Raw genomic sequence first — 22,374 nt, 5'->3', positions numbered from 1 at the left:
TTAAAATCCAATGGTTGGAAAGAATCGGTATGCATCTGGAGAAAAACGCCGCACTGATCATCATCGACCAACAAAAAGGCATCCTGCACCCCAGGCTCGGGCGTCGGAACAATCCGCAGGCCGAGGAGCGCATGCTCGAATTATTGGTGCATTGGCGCCGCAGCGCGCGGCCGATCATTCATGTCCAACACTTGTCCCGCTCCGAAGACTCGGTGTTCTGGCCGCAGCAATCGGGTGTGGAGTTTCAGGAACGCTTCAGCCCCTTGCCCGGCGAGCAACTGATTCAGAAACAGGTGCCTGATGCTTTTTGTTCGACGGGGCTCGAAGTACTGTTGCGCGAGGCAGGGATCTCTCAGTTGGTCATCGTCGGCGTGGCGACCCACAACTCGGTGGAGTCCACGGCGCGCACGGCAGGCAATCTGGGGTTTGACACTTGGGTGGTGCACGACGCGTGCTTTACCTTCGACAAGGCTGATTTTTTCAGTCATGCCCGTTCCGCAGAAGAAGTGCACGGCATGTCGCTGGGAAATTTGCATGGAGAGTATGCGACGGTGGTCGATACCGCGCAGATTCTCACGACTGATTGAAACCTGTGGGAGCTGGCTTGCCAGCGAAGCGGTGTGTCTGGCAAACCGCGTTGCGTTGATCGCCGGCAAGCCGGCTCCTACAGGGGGATGGGGTTAACCCATCAAGCGCCGTGGCACTTCTTGAATTTCTTGCCATTGCCGCATGGGCAAGGGTCGTTGCGGCCAACGTCTTTCAAGGCATTGCGCACCGGTTCCTGGTGGGCGTGGCCGCAGTTCGGGCCGTGGACATGGCCATGGTCGTGATCATGGTGGTCATGATCGTGGTTGCAGTCAGGGCCATGGACATGGGGTTGCTGGGTCATCGGGGTTACTCCGGAATTAGATCGGCGGGGATTATCACGCCATTACGCGCCAGGTGCACGTAGTGGGCGATGAATAAACCGGTTTCCATTTCACCTTCGAGACGATACGGGATGGCTTGCTCGGGACTTTTAAGTTGTTTGACCAGGTCTTTGACCCTCGGCCACAGGTTGGTGCGGATCGGAACCTTGTAAAAACGGCTGCTATTGGGCCCCACGGTGATCCAGTGTTCGTGCTCGCCTTCCGCTAGCAGGATGTCCCCCAGATGAATGCGGTATTCCAGGCCACGCACGGTCAGGTCGCTGTCATTGGGGTTGTCGATGCGAAAGTGCAGCATAAAACGTTGTTCCAGCAGCTTCGCCCGCACCACCTCAACCCTGACCAGATGCACTGCGGGATCCCGTTCATCGCTGCTGAACCAGGACGCACAACCGCTGAACGCCAGACAAAAAGTTAGCGTGAGCAAACATTGTGCGAGTCGCCGGGTGATCATGGTCGATTGTCTCCCTTGAACCTGTAGCAGCTGCCGAAGGCTGCGTCCGGCTGCGCAGCAGTCGCGAAACCTTCCTGCGCGTTCTTCCTGAAACACAATGGTCTACCTTTGACGAGCGCTTCGCACTCGAACGCAGCCTTCGGCAGCTGCTACGGGTGATCACCTCAACTGCCGAAATAGCCTGAACAGCACTTCTTGAACTTCTGCCCGCTGGCGCAAGGGCAGGCGTCGTTGCGCCCGATGTCGAGTTGCACGGTGGGGTCGATGAAATACCAGCGGCCCGCGTTCTGCACGAACGACGAGCGTTCGCGATGGCTGTGTTCGCCGCTGCCGTCGTGCCAGCGTGCGGTAAAGGTCACGAACGCGTGTTCCGGCTGGCCGCCGAGCACTTCCGAGCTTTCCACCTCAAGGCCCAGCCAGGTGCTTTGGGCACTCCAGTCACTGATCGACTGCCGATCGAGCCCGTTTTGCTGGGCGGGCAGGGTGGTCGCCACCAGATAATCGATCAGGCCCAGAACATAGGCGCTGTAGCGCGAGCGCATCAGGGCTTCGGCGCACGGGGCCGGGTGGCCGGCATGGTAATGACCGCAGCAGGCGTCGAGCAGGGTGCCGCTGCCGCAAGGACAAATGGATGTACTCATTGCGTTACCACCAATATTTCCCGAAGTTTTCCGGATTGGCCCAGAAGCGTGAATTGAGCCAGTCGGGGACTTGTTTGTAGTCAAGCAGATCATAGGTAAACAGAGTCAGCACCTGCTCGTCACGCTGGAAGCGCTCACTGGCTTGCAATGCCAGGGAGAAAAAATCGGTTTCCTGCCAACCGCTGGCCGGCAAGTCGGCCAGCACCGCGATGCGACTGGCGTTGAGGTTGCGAATGCCACCGAGCAGGTTCAAACCATCACGCTTGGGCAAGTGTTCGAGGCAATCAACCACCAGCGCCAGATCAAACCGGCGCGCCGCCAGCTCCGTTGGCAACGGCCCGGGCGCCGCGTGCGCCACGCAGCTGTCTGGGTGCGCGAGCTTGAAGGCTTCCAGTGCCGGAAACTCACTGGCGCCAATCAGCAACAGCCGCGCCGGAGCGTAACGATCCAGCAAAGCGGCCAGCGCCTGTTGCGGCGTGCGCGAAGAAATAGCTGCAATCATCGAAGTTCCTCAATCAGATGTGCCAAGACTAGCCTGCCCGCAAGTTCGAGCCTAGAGCGGCTTTACTCGAAAAGTGACGATCTGCCGTGAACATGGGACAAAACTGCAATGGCCTATTGCTGGCGGAGAATTAAAGTCGGGTCTTTACTCCCTGAATCGGTTCTAAGCCGATCCTTAAGGAGAAAACTAGATGAGCATAGTTCGGACAGCATTACCCCTGGTTCTGCTAACCAGTGTGTTGACTGGTTGTGCAGGTTTGCAGAAAACCGACTGGCCGACCTGTGCGGCCGTCGGTGGTGTCGTAGGTGCGGGTCTCGGCGCGACCGAGAGCTCGTCGTGGGCAGGCTGGGGCGCCCTGGTTGTCGGCGGTACGGCAGCAGCTTATTGCTGGGTTCACGGTGATGGTGACGAAGACGGTGATGGTGTGCCGGATAGCCGCGACAAATGCCCGGGCACGCCTAAAGGCGTGCAGGTCGATGCCGACGGTTGCCCACCTCCAGCACCTGCTCCAGTGGTTGAAGAGGCCGTTGTGGTCAAGGAAGAAACCATCGTCATCCGCGATGTTCACTTCCAGTTCGACAAAGCCACACTCACCTCAGCCGACAAGACCGTACTCGACAAGATTGCGACTCGCCTGAAAGGTGAGGCGCTAAACGCTCAACTGACGGTCACCGGTCATACTGACAGTGTCGGCAGTGATGCCTACAACCAGAAACTGTCGGATAAACGCGCCCACTCGGTGGTTGAATACCTCATCCAGGAAGGCGTGCCACGCAACAGCTTCGTGTCGGTTCAGGGTGCCGGTGAAAGCCAGCCGGTTGCCGATAACAAAACCGCTGACGGCCGCGCGATGAACCGTCGCACAGAAATCAAGATCAACCGCTAGGTCCCTTGCATCCGCGGCTTGTGCAGTCGCGGATGCGGGTCTTTACTCCTGTGTAACCGGCATCGGCCGGTGACACAGGAGCTTTCAAAATGAGCAATCTCACACGGACCGTCTTACCGGTTCTGCTGCTGGGCAGCCTGTTAACCGGTTGCGCTACTCACAGCGATGGCACTGCCCCCCTCAATCAACGTACCTGGCCGATCTGCAGCCTTCTTGGCGGACTGGTCGGCGGAGGCTTGGGCGCTATCGAAAGTAGCGGTTGGGCGGCCGGTGGAGCGGCGCTCGGTATTTTGACCGGTGGCTTGATCTGTTACGCCCAGGATGGTGACGAAGACGACGATGGCGTGTTTGACCGCCGCGATCGCTGCCCCGACACCCCGGCCAACACCCCTGTGGAACATCACGGTTGCCCATTGCCGCAATACCCGGCCAGCGTGAAACCGGCCGAACCTGTGGCGCCTGAAGTCATCACCTTGAGCAACGACGTGTTCTTTGGCTTCGATAAGTCGGACCTGACCCCGACCGCGAAAAGCGAACTCGATGCGATCATGGGCAAACTGGAGGACGCCGACGTGGTGAGCATCAAGGTGATCGGTCATACCGACAGCGTCGGTTCGGACAGCTATAACCAGCGTCTTTCGGAGCGTCGCGCCAGCAGCGTTGCGGAGTATCTGTTGGCCCAGGGTGTAGCACCGAACAAACTCACCAGCGAGGGCAAGGGTGAAAGCCAGCCAGTGGCCGATAACGAAACCGAAGAAGGGCGCGCGAAAAACCGTCGCGTGGAATTGCACATCAATCGCTGAGCCGCGGATTAGAGCTGTCGAGCGCGGATTACCCGCGTTTCGACGGCCATTCGGCGATCTTCATGAAGAATTTTCGCTCACCCTCTGGCTTATCCCGCGTGGAAGCCGTTACTGTGCGCGCAAAGAATAATTCTCATCGAGGGGCGTATGAAGGTGATCTGGGGGCTGGGGAAGCTGTTGACCCTGCTGTTCTGGCTGGTGGTGCTGGTCAATCAGCTCATCCCGTTTGTCCATCCGCTGCACCTGCTGGTCGAACTGTCCGGCGGTGTTCTGGCAATCCTCCATCTGCTTGAAGCGCTATTTTGCAACCGCAGCCTCAAAGGCCGCGCCCACCCTTGGCGTGATCGCCTGAAGATTGTCGTTTTCGGCGTTTTCCACCTGCAAACCATTCCCGCTCCCACCGCATCTAAGGCTTCCCATGCGTAAACTCTGTCTGCTCGCCGCACTCATCAGCCCATTGGCCTGCGCCCAGGTGGTGAGCGTCGAAACCAACTCGCTGATGCGTTTGCCCAACACCACCAGCACCTTGCAGCTGGAACGCCTGGAAGTGGCGGACTACGGCACGTTGCTGATCCCGTCGAACGTGACCGAAGTGACCGTTGGCGAACTGCACCTGGGGCGTGATGCGCGGATCGCCATCGTGCCGAGTGAACAGGCGCTGGAATTGAAAGTCAGCCGCGCCGAGCTGGCCGAAGGCAGCCAGATTACTGCGCGTGGCGCCCCCGGCACTTATCAGAAAGCGGCCCGCTCCGGGCGCAATCTGAATCTGCAGATCAAGACACTCAATGCTCCACAATTGATCGTCGACGCGCGCGGCGGTGCGGGTGCGCCAGGGTTTGTCGGCCTTGACGGGGCCAATGGTCAGGCCCCGGGCTGCACTTGGGGGCAGGCCGGCCGAGGTGCCGATGGCAGCGACGGCAGTGATGGTCAGCCAGGCGCACCGGGAGCACTGGTGAAGTTGGCGGTGCCGCATGATTACCCGGCAGAACAGATCAAGGTCCAGGTCACTGGCGGTGCCGGTGGCGTGGCAGGTCCTGGTGGCAAACCGGGGGCGGGCGGTAAAGCGAAGGGCTGTTTCGTCTACAAGGCCGATGGCGGCAAGAGTGGCAAACCGGGCGCTGATGGCCAACCGGGAGCTGCTGGCGCCGCGGGTTCGGTGACGGTGCAGCGGTTGTAAGCAACGCCTGAAGATGCACTGTAGGAGCTGCCGCAGGCTGCGATCTTTTGATCTTGCTCCGAAAAGGCAACATCAAAAGATCGCAGCCTGCGGCAGCTCCTACAACGTGATTGCCTAGAACATTGGCCGCACCGCAGCAATCGTCACGACCACCAACCCCACCAGCAAATTAATCCCCACCAATCGACGAATCCTCCCCAGCACCGTAGCCCCTGTCGGCCAGTCCTGCGCTTGTACGGCCGTGCGTAACTCCGGCAGCAGCAACGCCTGGATCCGGATGAACAGCGCCGTCATCACCACAAACAAACCCATCATCACTTGCACGTAGCGTGGCGCGTGTTCAAAACCGTTGAAATTCATATTCAGCATGACCACACCGCTGACGGGCAACAGCACCACCGCGCCCCAGACCCAGCGGAAAAAACCTTGAAACACTTCTACCCACAGCTTCAAACGGGCAGGGCCCTCCAGCGCCGTAATCGCCGCGGGGCGCAAGACCATCCAGGCGAAAAACATGCCGCCAACCCACACCAGCGCGGCGAGGACATGCAGGCTATAAACAAGGCTAAAAGCGGTCATTCAGGTACTCCGTTCTGCGCGGGATTCATTAGCGGGGTATGATAGCCGCCGAACCGAACCACTGAAAATTTATCCAGCGTTTTTTGCGCCCGACAATCAATGATCAGCACCGAACTCAAAACAACGATCCAGGGCGCCTATTCGCGTTTTCTCGAAGCCAAGAGCCTCAAGCCGCGCTACGGCCAACGCCTGATGATCGCCGAAGTTGCCAAAGTCCTCGGTGATATCGACACCGACGACGAAGGTCGGCGCAGTGGCGACCCCGCGATTGTCGCGGTGGAAGCCGGCACCGGTACCGGCAAGACCGTGGCCTACAGCCTGGCCGCGATCCCGACCGCGAAGGCTGCCGGCAAGCGCCTGGTGATCGCCACCGCGACCGTCGCCCTGCAAGAGCAAATCGTCTACAAGGATTTGCCCGACCTGATGCGCAACAGCGGGCTGAACTTCAGCTTCGCCCTGGCCAAGGGCCGCGGGCGCTACATGTGCCTGTCCAAGCTCGACATGTTGCTGCAAGAAGGCCACGCGCAAACCGCCACAGCCCAGCTGTTCGAAGAAGAAGGCTTCAAGATCGAGGTCGATGAGGCCAGCCAGAAGCTGTTCACCAGCATGATCGAGAAGCTCGCCGGTAATAAGTGGGACGGCGACCGCGACAGTTGGTCCACCGCGCTCGAAGACGCCGACTGGGCGCGCCTGACCACCGATCACAGCCAATGCACCAATCGCCATTGCCCGAACTTCGGCCAATGCGCCTTCTACAAGGCTCGCGAAGGCATGGGCAAGGTCGACGTGATCGTCACCAACCACGACATGGTGCTGGCCGACCTGGCGTTGGGCGGCGGCGCGGTGTTGCCGGACCCCCGTGACACCATCTATGTGTTCGACGAAGGCCACCACCTGCCGGACAAAGCCATCGGCCACTTTGCTCATTACACACGCCTGCGCTCCACCGCCGACTGGCTGGAAACCACCGCGAAGAACCTCACCAAATTGCTGGCGCAACACCCGTTGCCTGGCGATTTGGGCAAGTTGATCGAACAGGTGCCGGAGCTGGCGCGGGAGATCAAGACCCAACAGCAGTTCATGTTCACCGCCTGCGAGCAAGCCGCCGATTTCAAACCCGGTGAAGACGTCGAAGGCCGCGAACGCCCGCGTCATCGGTTCGTCGGCGGGGTGATTCCCGAGCACATGCGCGAGATGGGCACCGAATTGAAGAAAGGCTTTGCCCGTCTGACTGACCTGTTCACGCGCCTGACCGAATTGCTCAAGGAAGGCATGGATGGCGAGGTCAACATCGGCATCGCCAGCAACCAGGCCGAAGAGTGGTATCCACTGTTCGGCAGCCTCTTGTCGCGTTCTTCGGGCAACTGGGAGTTGTGGGTCGCGTTCACCGCTGAAGACCCGGAAGACAACCCGCCCATGGCCCGTTGGTTGACGCTTGCCGAAAGCGGTTCGCTGTTCGACATCGAGGTCAACGCCAGCCCGATCCTCGCGGCGGAAATGCTCCGGCGCAACCTCTGGAACGTGGCTTATGGCTGCCTGGTTACCTCGGCGACCCTGACCGCCCTCGGCACGTTCGACCGTTTCCGCATGCGCGCCGGTCTGCCGAAAAAAGCCGTCACCGCCGTAGTGCCGAGCCCGTTCCATCACGCTGATGCGGGTGTGCTGCGGGTGCCGAACCTCAACGCCGATCCGCGGGATGCCGCAGCGCATACCGCCGCGATCATCCGCGATCTGCCGGACCTGGTCGAAGGCTCGCGCGGTACGCTGGTGCTGTTCTCGTCGCGCAAGCAAATGCAGGACGTGTTCGACGGTCTCGACCGGGACTGGCGCAAGCAGGTGTTCATTCAAGGCAACCTGTCGAAACAGGAAACCCTGAACAAGCACAAGGCGCGGGTCGATGGCGGTGATTCCAGCGTGTTGTTCGGCCTGGCAAGCTTTGCCGAAGGGGTCGACTTGCCCGGCGCCTATTGCGAGCACGTGGTCATCGCCAAGATTCCGTTCTCGGTGCCGGATGATCCGGTCGAAGCGGCACTGGCCGAATGGATCGAAGCCCGTGGTGGCAATCCGTTCATGGAGATCTCGGTGCCGGATGCCTCGCTGAAACTGGTACAGGCCTGCGGGCGCTTGCTGCGTACCGAAGAAGACCGCGGCACCATCACTTTGCTCGACCGGCGTCTGGTGACCCAGCGTTATGGCAAAGCGATCCTCAATGCGTTGCCTCCTTTCCGACGTGAAATTTCCTGAAACACCGGTGGGCAGTTTTGCCCACCGCGTTGTCTATCTTTCAGCCATCGCTTTTCCATTGGCCCATTGAAGGTCGTTAGGGAGAATTTCGTTCTCATGATTCGCCGTTCGTTGCCTGCTGTTTTTGCCCTGTTGTTCGCAACGCCCTTGCTGGCCGCCCCTGCCGGACAGCAGACGCTGTTCAACTTTGTACGCCCCGCCGACGTGGTCCAGGTGGCGACTCAGGACGCCAGCCTGCCGCAATCCAACGCCGAGCAAACCGCCGAGGGTGAGGTGCTGCGCCGGGTGACGTTCAACCCGGTGGCCAAGCCGACCCTGCGCCTGACCCCGCAGACCGGGGCCTGGGACTGGTCGCAATCGGGCGTGATGAGCCTGCGGATCCAGAGCGCCATGAACTGGGCCGTGACCCTGTACGTGACCATCCAGAGCAACGATGGCAAAACCCTGGTCAGCCGCGTCGATCTGCCGGCCGGGCCGGCGCAAACCCTGCTGGTTCCGTTGCAGCCAACGTCGCCGCTGGGCCAGGGCATGAAAGCCGGGCCACCCATGCCAATGACAATCGACGGTCAGCGCATCCTGCTGACCAGCAGCACCGGTGAACTCAACCGCAGCCAAGTGGTATCGGTGAGCGTGTCGATGGATCAACCGAAAGTCGCCCAAAGCATCTTGCTGGAACGCTTTGGCGTGCAGGATGGCGAGTCCATAACCAAGGCCGTATATGGCGGGCTGGTGGATGCTTATGGCCAATCGACCCGGGCCAAATGGCCGGAGAAGGTCAATAACGATGAACAGCTGAAAAGCGCCGCCGCCAAGGAACAGCAACAGCTGAAAACCTGGCTGGCCGAGCGCGAAAAGTCGTCACTGGACAAGTTCGGCGGCTGGAACAAAGGCCCGGCGTTCAAGGCCAGCGGCTTTTTCCGCACCGAGAAACGCGACGGTCGCTGGTATCTGGTGACGCCTGAAGGGCATCCGTTCTATTCGCTGGGCGTCAACACCGTCACCGCAGACGTCAACCCGACGTACGTCGCCGGTCGCGAGTGGATGTTCGAATCCTTGCCCAAGGCTGAGGAACCGTTGGCCAGCCATTTTGGCGAAGGGGATAACCGCGGCGGCAACGGTGTCGATCAGGGACGAGGCTTCAACTTCGGTCGCTGGTACGATTTTTACGGGGCTAACTTGCAGCGCCTGTACGGCGACCCTTGTGCACTGGGCAGCGAAACCAAGGCCGGTGTAGCCGCTGCCGCCAAGGCTGACGCGGTGGAGGCAACGGCAGAAAAAGCCGCCGAACAACCGGTAGCGCCTTCGAGTGCTGAATCCGGTGTGGCCGAAGCGGCCAGAACCGATGCCAGCGACGCCACGGCGGCCAAATCCGCCGAGCCTGCGCCTGCTGAACCTTGCAAAGTGGCGTTCGACGAAAAACGCTGGACCAACCACACCCTCGACCGTTTGCAAGCCTGGGGTTTCAACACTGTGGGTAACTGGAGCGCGCCAACATTGGCCAACGCGGACCGAGTGCCATACACCTTGCCGCTGTCGATCGTCGGCGATTACGCCAGCATCAGCACCGGTAGCGACTGGTGGGGTGGCATGCCTGACCCGTTCGACCCGCGTTTCGCCATGGCCACCGAACGCGCCGTGGCCATCGCCGCCCGGGACCACCGCGACGATCCATGGCTGATCGGTTACTACGCCGACAACGAGCTGGCCTGGGCCGGTCCCGGCGATGACCCGAAAGCCCGCTATGCCTTGGCCTACGGCACCTTGAAAATGACCACCGATGTGCCGGCCAAGCGCGCGTTCCTCAAGCAATTGCGTGACAAGTACCGCAACCAGGCAGGCTTGTCGAAAGCCTGGGGCATTGATCTGCCTGCTTGGGAATTGATGGAAGACCCGGGGTTCATTCCGCCGCTGCCGAGCGCCGAGCACCCGGAAATCGAAGCCGACTTCAAATACTTCCAGAAAGTGTTCGCCGACACTTATTTCAAGACCATTTCCGATTCGCTCAAATGGCACGCGCCGAACCAGTTGTTGCTCGGCGGCCGTTTCGCCATCAGCACACCGGAAGCCGTGCAGTCCTGCGCCCAGTATTGCGATGTATTGAGCTTCAATATGTACACCCTGCAACCGCAGGACGGTTATGACTTCGCCAAGCTGCGTGCTTTGGACAAACCGGTGTTGATTACCGAATTCAACTTCGGCTCCACGGACCGCGGCCCGTTCTGGGGCGGCGTGACGCAACTGGATAAGGAAGAAGACCGCGGCCCGGCCTATGCAAACTTCCTCAAACAGGCGTTGAGCGAACCGTCGGTGGTCGGCGTGCACTGGTTCCAGTACCTCGATCAACCGGTCACCGGGCGTTTGCTCGACGGTGAAAACGGGCATTTTGGCCTGGTGGGCATTACCGATCTGCCATTCCAGGGCTTCGTCGACAGCGTGCGCAAAAGCAACCTGACCGCCATCGATCAGTTGGCCAAGGAAGCCGAGAAAGCCGCCGCCGAGGCGAACAAGGCCACCCACGACGCCGAAGGCGGCAGAGAAGCCAATGCCGGCAAAGGCCCGGGGAAGGGCGCGGGTGGGCATTCCGGTAAAGGTCACTAAAAGCTGTGGCCGCCAAGATCGCAGCCTGCGGCAGCTCCTACAGGATGAATGCATTGCCATGCTAGGAACTGCCGCAGGCTGCAATCTTTTGATCTTGATCTTCAATTGACCGCCCGGCCCGACCCTGTTCCCAAAACCCTCAAGGGCTGGAACAATGCGGGCCACTTTGTAGAGCGTTTATCCGGGGAGTTGCGGGTGCAGATTCAGGGTCATTACGAGCTTAAGTTCGAGGCAGTGCGCGAGGCATTCGCGGCGCTGTTCGACGATCCCCAGGAACGTGGCGCGGCGTTGTGCATCAAGATCGGTGGCGAAACCGTGCTCGACCTCTGGTCCGGCACCGCCGATAAGGATGGCGCCGAGGCCTGGCACAGCGACACCATCGCCAACCTGTTTTCCTGCACCAAAACGTTTACCGCCGTGACCGCGCTGCAACTGGTCGCCGAAGGCAAGCTGCAACTGGACACACCAGTCGCCCGCTACTGGCCGGAATTCGCCGCGGCGGGCAAAGAAGCCGTGACCCTGCGTCAGCTGCTGTGCCATCAGGCTGGCCTGCCGGCACTGCGCGAGCTGCTGGCGCCCGAAGCCCTTTACGATTGGCAAACCATGGTCGACGCGTTGGCCGCCGAGGCTCCTTGGTGGACACCGGGTGACGGCCACGGTTATGCGGCCATCACCTACGGTTGGCTGGTTGGCGAATTGCTGCGCCGGGCTGACGGGCGCGGTCCGGGTGAATCGATTGTGGCGCGGGTCGCCAAGCCGTTGGGCCTGGATTTCCACGTCGGTCTGGCCGATGAAGAGTTTCACCGCGTGGCGCACATCGCTCGCGGCAAGGGCAACGTTGGCGATGCCGCCGCCCAGCGCCTGTTGCAAGTGACTATGCGTGAGCCAACGGCCATGACCACCCGCGCATTCACCAATCCACCGTCGGTGCTGACCAGCACCAACAAACCGGAATGGCGGCGCATGCAACAGCCGGCGGCCAATGGCCACGGCAATGCTCGCAGTCTGGCCGGGTTCTACGCCGGTTTGCTCGATGGCAGCCTGCTGGAAAGCGAAATGCTCGACGAATTGACCCGTGAACACAGCCTCGGCGAAGACAAGACACTGCTGACCCGGACCCGTTTCGGCCTGGGTTGCATGCTCGATCAACCGGATGTGCCCAACGCGACATTCGGCCTGGGCCCGCGAGCGTTCGGACATCCGGGTGCCGGGGGCTCCATCGGTTTTGCTGACCCGGAGCACGATGTGGCTTTCGGTTTTGTGACAAATACACTGGGGCCGTACGTCTTGATGGATCCGCGCGCACAAAAGCTTGTGCGGGTACTGGCCACTTGTCTGTAAAACCCGCTAAGGGTTCCCGGAGCTGGAACCCGAAAGCCTTTTCAGTTTCAAAGCGTCTGTTTATACGGGCCAATCAGGCCTGATTTTTTTATTACTTCATTTTTGTGGATATCCAATGTCAACCAAACCAACCCTCGCTTTGGCACTGTGCTTCGCTATCACTGGTTGCGCACAGAATCCTAAAAATGATGCGGATGGCGGCAGTTGGTGGCCGTTCGGGTCTTCCGACAAAGTCGCCTCGAAAGAACCTGCACCGGCACCCCTGAAACCCGCCGCGAGCGCCCCGGTCGCCAAGACCGAAAGCGCCAGCCATTGGTACTGGCCATTCGGTTCCGATGACGATGCGAACAAGCCTGCTGCCAAACCGGAAGTGAAACCTGAAGCCAAGCCCGCTGCAGTCGCAAAGGCTGATGCCGATGCCGGCGGCAAATGGTGGTGGCCGTTCGGCGGCAAAGAGCAGAGCACCGCCAAAGTCGTGCCGATGCCTGATCCGAAAGTCACCCAAGCCTGGCTCGACGACTACGAGCCGCGCTTGCGTACTGCGATCAAGGACAGCAATCTGCAACTCGAACGACGTGAAAATGTGTTGGTAGTGACCGCGCCGGTCGAAGGCTCGTTCAACCCGGATCGTCCGGCCATGTTGCTGCCGGTGACCCTCGGCCCGTTCACCCGTGTCGCGAAAATCCTCGAAGTCGATCCTAAGACTGCCGTGTTGGTTCTGGGCCACAGCGATACCTCGGGCGCAGCGCCTGCCAACGTCAAGTTGAGCCAGGAACGTGCGCAAGCGGTCGCCGCGATTTTCCGTCTCAGCGGTCTGCAGCGTGATCGTCTGATGTTGCGCGGCATGGGGGGTGAAGCGCCGCGTGCAGCCAACGACAGCGTTGAAGGCCGTGCCTTGAACCGTCGAGTAGAACTGCTGGTGACCCCGCAAAACACCATGGTTGCCTTGCTGAGCAAGTACAACATGCCGGCTCCGGCGCCGGTAACCCTGGTGGCTGCGCAAGACATCAAACCGGTCGCCAAGCCAGTGACCCCGGCCCCAGCCGCCAAGAAAGCTGCCGTTCCAGCCGCGAAAAAAGCGCCGGCCAAGAAAGCCGCCGCCAAGAAGACCCCGGCTAAAACCGCGACGCCGGCGAAAAAGACTGCACCGGCCAAAGCCGCTACCGACACCAAGAAAGTCGCGGCCGCCGACACCACAAAGAAGTGATTCGTTAACCAAAAGGAATGCGCCATGACCAAGGCCTTGGCTGATATGCGCCGCGACTACACCCGTGATGGCCTGACCGAGGCGCAAGCCCCGGCCGAGCCGTTTGCGCTGTTCCACCAGTGGTTCGCCGACGCGGTGAAAACCGAACAGGCACCGGTGGAAGCGAACGCCATGACCTTGGCCACGGTCGACCCGGACGGTCGACCGCATTGCCGTATCCTGCTACTCAAGGGCCTGGACGAAAAGGGCTTCACCTTCTTCACCAACTACGACAGTGCCAAAGGCCAGCAACTGGCCGCGAACCCGTTCGGGGCCATGACGTTTTTCTGGCCGACCCTGGAACGTCAGGTTCGGATTGAAGGACGGGTAGTGAAGGTCACGCCGCAAGAGTCCGATGCGTACTATCAGGTTCGCCCGTTGGGCAGCCGCCTCGGCGCCTGGGCATCACCGCAAAGCCGGGTGATCGCCGACCGTGGGGAGCTGGAGGCTTTGCTCAAGGATACCGAGCAGCGTTTCAGCGACACCCAGCCTCACTGCCCTGAACACTGGGGTGGTTACCGTCTGCTGCCGGAACGCATCGAGTTCTGGCAGGGCCGTTCGAGCCGTCTTCATGACCGCCTCAACTATCGTCTGCAGGGCGCCAGCTGGATTCTTGAACGTCTGGCACCCTGAGCAGTCTACCGCTCGAGATAGCCTGCTGCAGCGGCCTCCAGCCATTGCGGCAGGTCTCGACGCTTGATCTTTTGCGCCTGAGCGGTTGCCAGTTGCTGGAGCATGAACGCTTTTTTGCGTTCGTCATTCCCGGCCAGCGCTAACGCCATATCGCGGTCCATCCAGCGTTTGATCCGTACGTACAGCCACCCGTGGAAGTACAGGGCAGCGACGGTAGTGACGACAATGATAAAGTAATCCATGAGAATCCTCGGCCAGCGGCGCAGATTGCCGAAATTGCCGCGACTGTGTGGTGAGTTCGCGCACGGGCCCTGTACGGGGACTGAATGAAATCATTTTTATCCGGGCGATGCCGTGACAGGCGTCAAGCTGCGGAGTTTAATGAATACCTGTCCTTTGGAGTTGATGCTATGCGTAAGTCTGTCCTGCTGGTTGCTTCCTTTTCCACGATGGCGATGTTGCTCACTGGTTGCCAATCGAGCCTGACCGGTGACTCGTACTCCCGTGACGAAGCGCGTCGCGTGCAGACGATTCGCATGGGTACCATCGAAGCGCTGCGTCCAGTGAAAATCGAAGGCACCAAAACCCCGATCGGCGGCCTCGCCGGTGCAGCTGTCGGCGGCGTTGGCGGCAGCGCCATCGGTGGCGGTAAAGGCAGCATCGTCGCGGCAGTCATCGGCGCCGTCGCTGGCGGCCTGATCGGCTCGGCCACTGAGGAAGGCCTGACCCGTACCCAGGGCGTGGAAATCACCGTTCGCGAAGACGACGGCAGCATGCGCGCCTACGTGCAGCAGGTTCAGGAAAACGAAGTGTTCCGCGTTGGCGAGCGCGTGCGAATTGCCACGGTTGATGGCACCAGCCGCGTTTCGCACTAAGCGCGAATACGCTTAAAAGAAAACCCCGATCAGGTAGCTAGTCGGGGTTTTGCTTTTTAGGGTCAGTTAAATGGTTTTTTCAATCCACTCATTCAAATGCCCGGCGAGCTGAAGTTTCTCAGGATGACAGGGTAGTGCTCTTGCGACTGGCCATCGCCGTCACTGCATAGCCGATCAACGCGGCCAGTATCGAGCCAGTCAAGATCCCCATGCGGTCCATCCCGGCGTAGTCGCTGACACCCGGTTCGAAGGCCAGTGAGCCGACGAAAAGGCTCATGGTGAAACCGATGCCGCAGAGAATCGCGACGCCGAGGATCTGGCCCCAGTTGGCGCCTTGGGGAAGGGCGGCAATGCCGATTTTGACTGCCAGCCAGGTCAGGCCGAACACGCCGACGGTCTTGCCCAGCAACAGGCCTATAGCGATGCCCATCGGTACGTCGTGGGTGAAGCTTTCGGCGGTGACACCGCTCAGTGACAGGCCCGCGTTGGCGAAGGCGAACAGCGGCAGAATGCCGTAAGCCACCCATGGATGCAGGGCGTGTTCAAGGGTTAGCAGCGGCGACGTCTCGGCATTTTTGGTGCGCAGCGGAATGCAGAACGCCAGGGTCACGCCGGCCAACGTGGCATGCACGCCGCTCTTGAGCACGCAGACCCAGAGGATCAAACCAATGATCATGTACGGCCCGAGCTTGACCACCCCGAGCCGGTTCATGCCGATCAGCGCCGCGATGCACGCCGCTGCCAGCGCCAGTGACAGGGTCGATAGCGCGCCCGAGTAAAAGATCGCAATGATGATGATCGCGCCCAGGTCGTCGATGATCGCCAAGGTCATCAGGAACAGCTTCAGCGACACCGGAACCCGTTTGCCCAGCAGCGCCAGCACACCCAGTGCAAACGCGATGTCGGTGGCGGTCGGGATCGCCCAGCCGCTCAGGGCCGCCGGGTTGTCACGGTTGAGGAACCAATAGATCAGCGCTGGCACGACCATGCCGCCGATGGCTGCGGCGCCGGGCAGGACGATCTGTGATGGCTTGGACAGCTGCCCGTCGAGGACTTCGCGCTTCACCTCCAGGCCGATCAACAGGAAGAACATCGCCATCAGGCCGTCGTTGATCCACAACAGCAGTGGTTTGGCGATTTGCAGTGCACCGACCTGTGCGACCACCGGGGTTTCCAGCAGGCCGTTGTACAGCCACGACAGCGGCGAATTGTTGATGATTAAAGCCAGAACGGCAGCGGCGATCAGTAACAGACCGCTGGCAGCTTCCAACTGAAAGAAACGCGTGAAAGTGCTACGCAGAGGCAAGGTCGCTCTCCATCTGTGAATTCAAAAGGTGTTACACCCTAACAATTCCTGTTAGTTGTTAAAACAAAAGTTATATTCTTTTTTGTTATATGTCGTTACAGGGCGATTCGGGGCTACGGACCTGAGCCTAGCAGTTGTCAGACGTATTGGAGCTCAGCTGTATCTGTGCTCAATGTAGGTTTTTTCCTAAGCTTGTTGGTTGAGCCCTGTTAAAAGGCCGACTCCTGCCCGATTCAACGAGTAAACCATCATGAGCGACAACCGACAGTGGTCCCGCGAAGCGATCCGGATCATCGAAGCCGACTTCCAGCGCAGCGCCGACACCCACCTGATCCCGTTGCCGCTCCCGGGTTTTCCGGGCATCGAGTTGTACTTCAAGGATGAATCCAGCCATCCCACCGGCAGCCTCAAGCACCGGCTGGCGCGGTCGCTGTTCCTGTACGCGCTGTGTAATGGCTGGCTCAAGCCCGGTGCGCCGGTGATCGAAGCGTCCAGCGGTTCGACGGCGATTTCCGAGGCTTACTTCGCGCGGATGCTGGGCTTGCCGTTCATTGCGGTAATGCCTGCGACCACTTCCAAAGAGAAGATCGCGCAGATCGCCTTCTACGGTGGCCAAAGCCACCTGGTAGACGATCCGACGCAGATCTATGCCGAATCCGAGCGTCTGGCCCGTGAACACGACGGGCATTTCATCGATCAGTTCACCTACGCCGAGCGCGCAACCGACTGGCGGGCGAACAACAACATCGCCGAATCGATTTTTCAGCAAATGCGCTTCGAGCAACATCCGGAACCGAGCTGGCTGATTTCCAGCCCCGGCACCGGTGGCACCACCGCAACGCTGGGCCGCTACGTGCGTTATCGCCAACACAGCACTCGCGTGCTGTGCGCCGATGCCGAGCGCTCGGTGTTTTTCGATTACTACCAGACCGGCGACGCCAGCCTGCGTCTCGACCATGGTTCGCGCATTGAAGGCATTGGCCGACCACGGGTCGAAGCGTCGTTTTTGCCCAAGGTGATCGACGCAATGGTCAAAGTCCCGGACGCGTTGTCGCTGGCGGCGATGCATTACCTGGCGGAGCGGTTGGGGCGGCATGTGGGCGGGTCGAGCGGCACCAACCTGATCGGCGCGCTGATGGCGGCGCAGCACATGAAGGCGGCGGGAGAGACCGGGTCGATGGTGGCGATTCTGTGTGACAGCGGCGAGCGCTATGCCACGACCTATTACGATCGGGCCTGGCTCAAGGCGCAGGGGTATGAGTTGAGTGGGTTGATCGAGGTGGTGAGGGCGACGGTGGAGCGGGGTGAGCCGTTGCCAGACTCGGTTTTGCGCGCAAATATCTAAAACAAAATGAAAAGATCGCAGCCTTCGGCAGCTCCTACAGGGGATGGTGTAAAACCTGTAGGAGCTGCCGAAGGCTGCGATCTTTTGTTTTTAACCCTTAAGCTTCCAGGCCCAGGATGTCGCGGGCCACAGCCTCGGCAATCCGAATCCCGTCAACACCCGCCGACAGAATCCCGCCCGCATAACCTGCGCCTTCACCGGCCGGGAACAAGCCCTTCACGTTCAGGCTCTGCATCGATTCGTTGCGGGTAATGCGCAGCGGCGATGAGGTGCGGGTCTCGATTCCGGTCAACACGGCATCGTGCAGCGAGTAGCCACGAATCTGCTTCTCGAATGCCGGCAGTGCTTCGCGGATCGCTTCGATGGCGAAGTCCGGTAGAGCCAAGGCCAGATCGCCCAGGGCAACGCCCGGTTTGTAGGACGGTTCAACGGTGCCCAGCGCGGTGGACGGCTTGCCGGCGATGAAGTCGCCAACCAGTTGCGCCGGGGCTTCGTAGTTGCTGCCGCCCAGCACAAAGGCATGGGATTCCAGGCGTTCCTGTAACTCGATGCCGGCCAGCGGGCCGCCCGGGTAATCGACTTCCGGGGTAATCCCGACAACGATCCCGGAGTTGGCGTTACGTTCGTTACGCGAGTACTGGCTCATGCCGTTGGTGACCACGCGGTTCGGCTCGGAAGTCGCCGCCACCACGGTGCCGCCCGGGCACATGCAGAAGCTGTAGACCGAACGGCCGTTCTTGGCGTGGTGCACCAGTTTGTAGTCGGCGGCACCAAGTTTCGGGTGGCCGGCGTATTTGCCCAGGCGCGCGCGGTCGATCAGCGACTGCGGGTGCTCGATACGGAAACCCACCGAGAACGGTTTGGCTTCCATGAACACACCGCGGCCGTGAAGCATGCGGAAGGTATCGCGGGCGCTGTGGCCGAGGGCCAGGATTACGTGTTTCGAATGGATCTGCTCGCCGCCATGGAGCTCGACGCCGACCAATTGGCCGTCTTCGATCAGCACATCGGTAACGCGCTGCTGGAAGCGCACTTCACCGCCGAGGGCGCGAATCTGCTCACGCATGTTTTCCACCACGCCAGTCAGGCGGAATGTACCGATGTGCGGTTTGCTGACGTAGAGAATTTCTTCCGGCGCACCGGCCTTGACGAACTCATGCAGGACTTTGCGGCCGAGGAATTTCGGGTCCTTGATCTGGCTGTAGAGCTTGCCGTCGGAGAATGTCCCCGCGCCGCCTTCGCCGAACTGCACGTTGGATTCAGGGTTGAGCACGCTTTTACGCCACAGGCCCCACGTATCTTTGGTGCGCTGGCGTACTTCGGTGCCGCGTTCGAGGATGATCGGCTTGAAGCCCATTTGCGCGAGCAGCAGGCCGGCAAAAATCCCGCATGGGCCGAACCCGACCACGATCGGGCGAGCGCTCAGGTCGGCCGGTGCCTGGCCGACTTCTTTGTAGCTGACATCCGGCGCCACGTTGACGTTACGGTCATCGGCGAACTTGTGCAGCACCGCCGCCTCATCGCGAACGTTGAGGTCGATGGTGTAGATGAAGCACAGTTCGGAGGACTTTTTGCGCGCGTCGTAGCTGCGCTTGAACAAGGTGAAATCGAGCAAGTCATCGCTGGCGACACCCAGGCGCTGCACGATGGCAGGGCGCAGGTCTTCTTCGGGATGGTCGATCGGCAACTTGAGTTCAGTGATTCGTAACATGGCGGGATCCGGTTCGCGGGGCGCACAACTGCGCCAGGGCGTTTGAAGCCGGCGATTATAAGCGCCAAAGGCCCTGTTCCGTGAGGCTTAAACGATCAGTCGTCGCGTGAACCGCCGAAATACCCGCAACCGCGCTGCACCTGGCCGTCGATGCGCAGCTCGGCGCTCATGTGCTGGATGCTACCGGTGCTGCTGTCGACGCAGCGTTGCGGTGCGACCCACAATTCAATGTGTTGATTGTTGGCTTCGGTGCTCAGGTTGAAGCGGCCATCGCCCAGTTGTTCTTCGACGTAGGGCACGGCCATCGGCGGCTGCCCGACGCGGTCGATGACCATGCCTTTGCCGCTGACGCGCACGCTCCACTCCGGCGCATGGCCGGTTGCACGCAGGATCAGCAACTTGAAATCGGGATCGTTGCAGGCATTGCCCGAGCGCTCGACGCGGTACAGCGTTTCCATATCGAGCTGGCCGTCGCCGTTGCCGGCAACGATCCGCCCACGCACGTCGGCGAACAGCTTGCCCTGGTTATCAGCCAGGCTCGCGGCCTGTTGCAGCACGCTGGTGCCGCCCGTGTCGTTGACCACATAACGACGCTGGTCGCCGCACGGCTGGAACAAGAGCTTGCCATCCGCTGCCGTCAACTGGCCTTGCATGCGGGTCTGGCCGACGTGGGAGGCATTCTCGCGCGGGCCATCCAGCAACTGGCAGGCAGCGAACAGCGGAAGCAGGGCAACGAGGACTAGGGAACGGGCAACACGCATCTTGGGGTCTCCTGACAAGTGCCGCCACGTTACGCAGCCTGACCGTTCATCACAACCCTTTGAGCTGGCTTCTGTAGGAGCTGCCGCAGGCTGCGATCTTTTGGCGGCTTCAAGTACGCTGAAGATCAAAAGATCGCAGCCTTCGGCAGCTCCTGCGAGAAACACGCATGCCTCTGTAGGAGCTGGCGCAGCCTGCGATCTTATGGCGGCTTCAAGTACGCTGAAGATCAAAAGATCGCAGCCTTCGGCAGCTCCTGCGAGAAACACGCATGCCTCTGTAGGAGCTGGCGCAGCCTGCGATCTTATGGCGGCTTCAAGTACGCTGAAGATCAAAAGATCGCAGCCTTCGGCAGCTCCTGCGAGAAACACGCATGCCTCTGTAGGAGCTGGCGCAGGCTGCGATCTTTTGGCGGCTTCAAGTACGCTGAAGATCAAAAGATCGCAGCCTTCGGCAGCTCCTACGAGAAACACGCATGCCTCTGTAGGAGCTGGCGCAGGCTGCGATCTTTTGGCGGCTTCAAGTACGCTGAAGATCAAAAGATCGCAGCCTTCGGCAGCTCCTGCGAGAAACACGCATGCCTCTGTAGGAGCTGGCGCAGCCTGCGATCTTTTGCTCTTAGATGTGAAAGGTCTGACCTGTTTGCAAACCTTCGACACTTTTGGCGTAGGCCAACGCCACATCCGCCGCAGGAACCGGTTTGAAGCCACGGAAGTACGGTGCGTATTTACCCATGGCTTCGACGAGGACGTTCGGGCTGATCGAGTTCACGCGCAGGCCACGCGGCAGTTCGATGGCGGCGGCGCGGACAAAGCTGTCCAGTGCGCCGTTGACCAGCGCGGCCGAGGCACCGCTGTAAATCGGGTCGTGGCTGAGCACGCCGGTGGTGAAGGTGAACGAGGCACCGTCATTGGCGAATTCGCGGCCAATCAACAGCAGGTTGACCTGACCCATCAGTTTGTCTTTGAGGCCCAGGGTAAAACTCTCTTCGCTCATTTCTGCCAGCGGCGCGAAGGTCACATTGCCGGCGGCGCAGATCAGCGCATCGAACTTGCCGGTTTGCTCGAACAGCTTGCGAATCGAAGCGCTGTCACTGATATCCACCTGAAGATCACCGCTGTTGCGGCCGATGCGGATGATCTCGTGGCGCTGGGACAGCTCCTTGTCGACCGCCGAACCAATGGTGCCGCCTGCGCCGATCAAAAGAATTTTCATGGGTACGGATCCTCATGGGGTTTGAATGAGTGTTCAGTCTAGAGTGGTTTTTTCTGCGGATAAGCGCACTAATGGGCAACCTTTGGTTTTCAAATGGAAACAATCCATGAGCGAAATGGATGATCTGGCGGCGTTCGCGGTACTGGTCGAAGCGGGCAGTTTCACCTTGGCCGCGCAGCAACTCGGTTGCAGCAAGGGCCAACTGTCCAAACGCATCAGTCAGCTGGAAGCGCAGTTTTCCGTGGTCCTGCTGCAGCGCACCACGCGCCGTTTGAGCCTGACGGCGGCGGGGGCGGCGTTGCTGCCGCAGGCCCAGGCACTGGTGGTTCAAGTCGAGCGCGCGCGTCAGGCGCTGGCGCGGTTGAAGGACGACATGGTCGGCCCGGTGCGCATGACCGTTCCGGTGTCGCTGGGGGAAACCTTCTTCGACGGCCTGCTGTTGGAGTTCTCGGCCAAATACCCGCAGGTGCAGATCGAGCTCGACCTCAGTAACAATTATCGTGACTTGTCCCGCGATGGCTTTGATCTGGCGGTTCGCTCCGACGTCGGTAATGACGAGCGTCTGGTTGCGCGACCGCTGTTGGCTTGGCACGAACTGACCTGCGCCAGTCCGGCATACCTTGAGCGACATGGCGAGCCGTCGACCCCGCAGTCCCTGGCGGAGCACCATTGTTTGCTCAATAGCCACTACAGCGGCCGTGAAGAATGGCTGTATCACCAGCAGCACGAATTATTGCGGGTGCGTGTGTCGGGTCCGTTCGCCAGCAACCATTACAGCCTGCTCAAAAAAGCCGCACTGGCGGGCGCTGGCATTGCGCGCCTGCCGTCCTACTTGCTGCAAGCGGAATTGGCTGACGGGCGTTTGCGCTGGCTCCTGCGCGATTATCAGACGCGTCGCATGCCGATGTACCTGGTGCACCCGTATCAGGGCGGGTTGCCCAAGCGTACGCAGGTGCTGGCGGATTATTTGATTGGGTGGTTCAAGCGTAGCGGGGAGGTGCTGGACAAGCTTTGAACACCTATGGACCTTGTAGGAGCTGCCGAAGGCTGCGATCTTTTGACTTTGATCTTTCAGGACGGTGGTGAGCCAGGAGCAAGATCAAAAGATCGCAGCCTTCGGCAGCTCCTACACG

The 22,374-nt window shown here is 60.4% G+C and carries 23 protein-coding genes; 13 read left to right on the top strand and 10 right to left on the bottom strand.

Annotation, left to right across the window (positions count from 1 at the left end; genetic code table 11):
- Nucleotides 1-29 precede the first annotated feature (29 nt).
- On the top strand, nucleotides 30-587 hold the full coding sequence (locus KVG88_RS07800; RefSeq protein WP_217871015.1) for a cysteine hydrolase family protein: 558 nt from the start codon (nucleotides 30-32) through the stop codon (nucleotides 585-587).
- 101 nt (nucleotides 588-688) lie between these two features.
- Here the strand turns inward: KVG88_RS07800 and KVG88_RS07795 are convergent, their stop codons facing one another.
- From KVG88_RS07795 to KVG88_RS07780, 4 genes are all read right to left on the bottom strand, one after another.
- Nucleotides 689-889, bottom strand: a complete 201-nt coding sequence (locus KVG88_RS07795; protein WP_034146774.1) for an SEC-C metal-binding domain-containing protein — start codon at nucleotides 887-889, stop codon at nucleotides 689-691.
- A gap of 5 nt (nucleotides 890-894) precedes the next feature.
- A complete protein-coding gene (locus tag KVG88_RS07790) occupies nucleotides 895-1,380 on the bottom strand; it encodes an LEA/WHy family protein (protein WP_217871014.1) in 486 nt (161 codons plus the stop codon).
- Between the two features lie 164 nt (nucleotides 1,381-1,544).
- Complete coding sequence (locus KVG88_RS07785) at nucleotides 1,545-2,021, bottom strand: YchJ family protein (RefSeq protein WP_150704506.1); 477 nt, start codon at nucleotides 2,019-2,021, stop codon at nucleotides 1,545-1,547.
- A gap of 4 nt (nucleotides 2,022-2,025) precedes the next feature.
- Nucleotides 2,026-2,523 (bottom strand): DUF6231 family protein, encoded by a 498-nt coding sequence (locus tag KVG88_RS07780; protein ID WP_150704507.1) that lies wholly within the window; start codon nucleotides 2,521-2,523, stop codon nucleotides 2,026-2,028.
- A gap of 190 nt (nucleotides 2,524-2,713) precedes the next feature.
- Between KVG88_RS07780 and KVG88_RS07775 the strand changes: the two genes are divergently transcribed.
- The 4 genes from KVG88_RS07775 (at nucleotide 2,714) to KVG88_RS07760 (ending at nucleotide 5,389) form a co-directional block, all read left to right on the top strand.
- The gene (locus KVG88_RS07775; RefSeq protein WP_217871013.1) at nucleotides 2,714-3,409 is read left to right on the top strand and encodes a PA1041 family peptidoglycan-binding anchor lipoprotein; all 696 of its coding nucleotides are present in this window, start codon (nucleotides 2,714-2,716) and stop codon (nucleotides 3,407-3,409) included.
- An 89-nt stretch (nucleotides 3,410-3,498) separates the two neighbouring features.
- Nucleotides 3,499-4,212: a PA1041 family peptidoglycan-binding anchor lipoprotein gene (locus KVG88_RS07770; RefSeq protein ID WP_217871012.1), complete on the top strand. Its 714-nt coding sequence runs from the start codon at nucleotides 3,499-3,501 to the stop codon at nucleotides 4,210-4,212.
- 147 nt (nucleotides 4,213-4,359) lie between these two features.
- A complete protein-coding gene (locus KVG88_RS07765) occupies nucleotides 4,360-4,638 on the top strand; it encodes a DUF1145 domain-containing protein (RefSeq protein ID WP_150704510.1) in 279 nt (92 codons plus the stop codon).
- Nucleotides 4,631-5,389 carry a collagen-like triple helix repeat-containing protein gene (locus KVG88_RS07760; RefSeq protein WP_150704511.1) on the top strand — a complete coding sequence of 253 codons (759 nt, stop codon included), beginning with the start codon at nucleotides 4,631-4,633 and terminating at the stop codon, nucleotides 5,387-5,389. Before KVG88_RS07765 ends, KVG88_RS07760 begins: the two co-directional genes overlap by 8 nt.
- Nucleotides 5,390-5,503: 114 nt before the next feature.
- On the opposite strand, the gene KVG88_RS07755 is transcribed toward KVG88_RS07760, so the two are convergent.
- Entirely contained in the window at nucleotides 5,504-5,968 is a 465-nt protein-coding gene (locus KVG88_RS07755; protein WP_217871011.1) for a CopD family protein, read from the bottom strand.
- Between the two features lie 99 nt (nucleotides 5,969-6,067).
- Here KVG88_RS07755 and dinG point away from each other — a divergent pair, with 99 nt between their 5' ends.
- From dinG to pdxH, 5 genes are all read left to right on the top strand, one after another.
- A complete protein-coding gene (gene dinG, locus KVG88_RS07750) occupies nucleotides 6,068-8,212 on the top strand; it encodes an ATP-dependent DNA helicase DinG (protein WP_150704513.1) in 2,145 nt (714 codons plus the stop codon).
- Nucleotides 8,213-8,308: 96 nt separating this feature from the next.
- Nucleotides 8,309-10,810 (top strand): beta-galactosidase, encoded by a 2,502-nt coding sequence (locus KVG88_RS07745; RefSeq protein ID WP_217871010.1) that lies wholly within the window; start codon nucleotides 8,309-8,311, stop codon nucleotides 10,808-10,810.
- Between the two features lie 195 nt (nucleotides 10,811-11,005).
- Entirely contained in the window at nucleotides 11,006-12,151 is a 1,146-nt protein-coding gene (locus KVG88_RS07740; RefSeq protein ID WP_150704548.1) for a serine hydrolase domain-containing protein, read from the top strand.
- Nucleotides 12,152-12,266: 115 nt separating this feature from the next.
- Nucleotides 12,267-13,358 (top strand): OmpA family protein, encoded by a 1,092-nt coding sequence (locus KVG88_RS07735; protein ID WP_150704515.1) that lies wholly within the window; start codon nucleotides 12,267-12,269, stop codon nucleotides 13,356-13,358.
- A gap of 24 nt (nucleotides 13,359-13,382) precedes the next feature.
- On the top strand, nucleotides 13,383-14,030 hold the full coding sequence (pdxH, locus tag KVG88_RS07730) for a pyridoxamine 5'-phosphate oxidase (protein WP_217871009.1): 648 nt from the start codon (nucleotides 13,383-13,385) through the stop codon (nucleotides 14,028-14,030).
- A 5-nt stretch (nucleotides 14,031-14,035) separates the two neighbouring features.
- On the opposite strand, the gene KVG88_RS07725 is transcribed toward pdxH, so the two are convergent.
- Nucleotides 14,036-14,272, bottom strand: a complete 237-nt coding sequence (locus tag KVG88_RS07725) for a hypothetical protein (RefSeq protein ID WP_217871008.1) — start codon at nucleotides 14,270-14,272, stop codon at nucleotides 14,036-14,038.
- A gap of 168 nt (nucleotides 14,273-14,440) precedes the next feature.
- On the opposite strand from KVG88_RS07725, the gene KVG88_RS07720 reads away from it, so the two are divergent.
- Nucleotides 14,441-14,905 (top strand): outer membrane lipoprotein, encoded by a 465-nt coding sequence (locus KVG88_RS07720; protein WP_075946830.1) that lies wholly within the window; start codon nucleotides 14,441-14,443, stop codon nucleotides 14,903-14,905.
- Nucleotides 14,906-15,023: 118 nt separating this feature from the next.
- Here KVG88_RS07720 and nhaA read toward each other — a convergent pair whose 3' ends face one another.
- Nucleotides 15,024-16,211: a Na+/H+ antiporter NhaA gene (gene nhaA, locus KVG88_RS07715; RefSeq protein ID WP_217871007.1), complete on the bottom strand. Its 1,188-nt coding sequence runs from the start codon at nucleotides 16,209-16,211 to the stop codon at nucleotides 15,024-15,026.
- A 247-nt stretch (nucleotides 16,212-16,458) separates the two neighbouring features.
- Here nhaA and KVG88_RS07710 point away from each other — a divergent pair, with 247 nt between their 5' ends.
- A complete protein-coding gene (locus KVG88_RS07710; protein WP_217871311.1) occupies nucleotides 16,459-17,556 on the top strand; it encodes a PLP-dependent cysteine synthase family protein in 1,098 nt (365 codons plus the stop codon).
- Nucleotides 17,557-17,653: 97 nt separating this feature from the next.
- Here KVG88_RS07710 and KVG88_RS07705 read toward each other — a convergent pair whose 3' ends face one another.
- From KVG88_RS07705 to KVG88_RS07695, 3 genes are all read right to left on the bottom strand, one after another.
- Complete coding sequence (locus KVG88_RS07705) at nucleotides 17,654-19,267, bottom strand: NAD(P)/FAD-dependent oxidoreductase (RefSeq protein WP_217871006.1); 1,614 nt, start codon at nucleotides 19,265-19,267, stop codon at nucleotides 17,654-17,656.
- Between the two features lie 95 nt (nucleotides 19,268-19,362).
- A complete protein-coding gene (locus tag KVG88_RS07700; protein WP_150704521.1) occupies nucleotides 19,363-20,028 on the bottom strand; it encodes a COG3650 family protein in 666 nt (221 codons plus the stop codon).
- Nucleotides 20,029-20,644: 616 nt separating this feature from the next.
- Nucleotides 20,645-21,241: a short chain dehydrogenase gene (locus KVG88_RS07695; protein ID WP_217871005.1), complete on the bottom strand. Its 597-nt coding sequence runs from the start codon at nucleotides 21,239-21,241 to the stop codon at nucleotides 20,645-20,647.
- Between the two features lie 106 nt (nucleotides 21,242-21,347).
- On the opposite strand from KVG88_RS07695, the gene KVG88_RS07690 reads away from it, so the two are divergent.
- Complete coding sequence (locus tag KVG88_RS07690) at nucleotides 21,348-22,256, top strand: LysR family transcriptional regulator (RefSeq protein ID WP_150704523.1); 909 nt, start codon at nucleotides 21,348-21,350, stop codon at nucleotides 22,254-22,256.
- Nucleotides 22,257-22,374 lie beyond the last annotated feature (118 nt).

It is taken from the genome of Pseudomonas azerbaijanoccidentalis (assembly GCF_019145495.1).
GTDB lineage: Bacteria > Pseudomonadota > Gammaproteobacteria > Pseudomonadales > Pseudomonadaceae > Aquipseudomonas > Aquipseudomonas azerbaijanoccidentalis.
The sequence above is the reverse complement of the archived record's forward strand: the minus strand, read 5'-3'. Positions and strand labels throughout refer to the sequence as shown.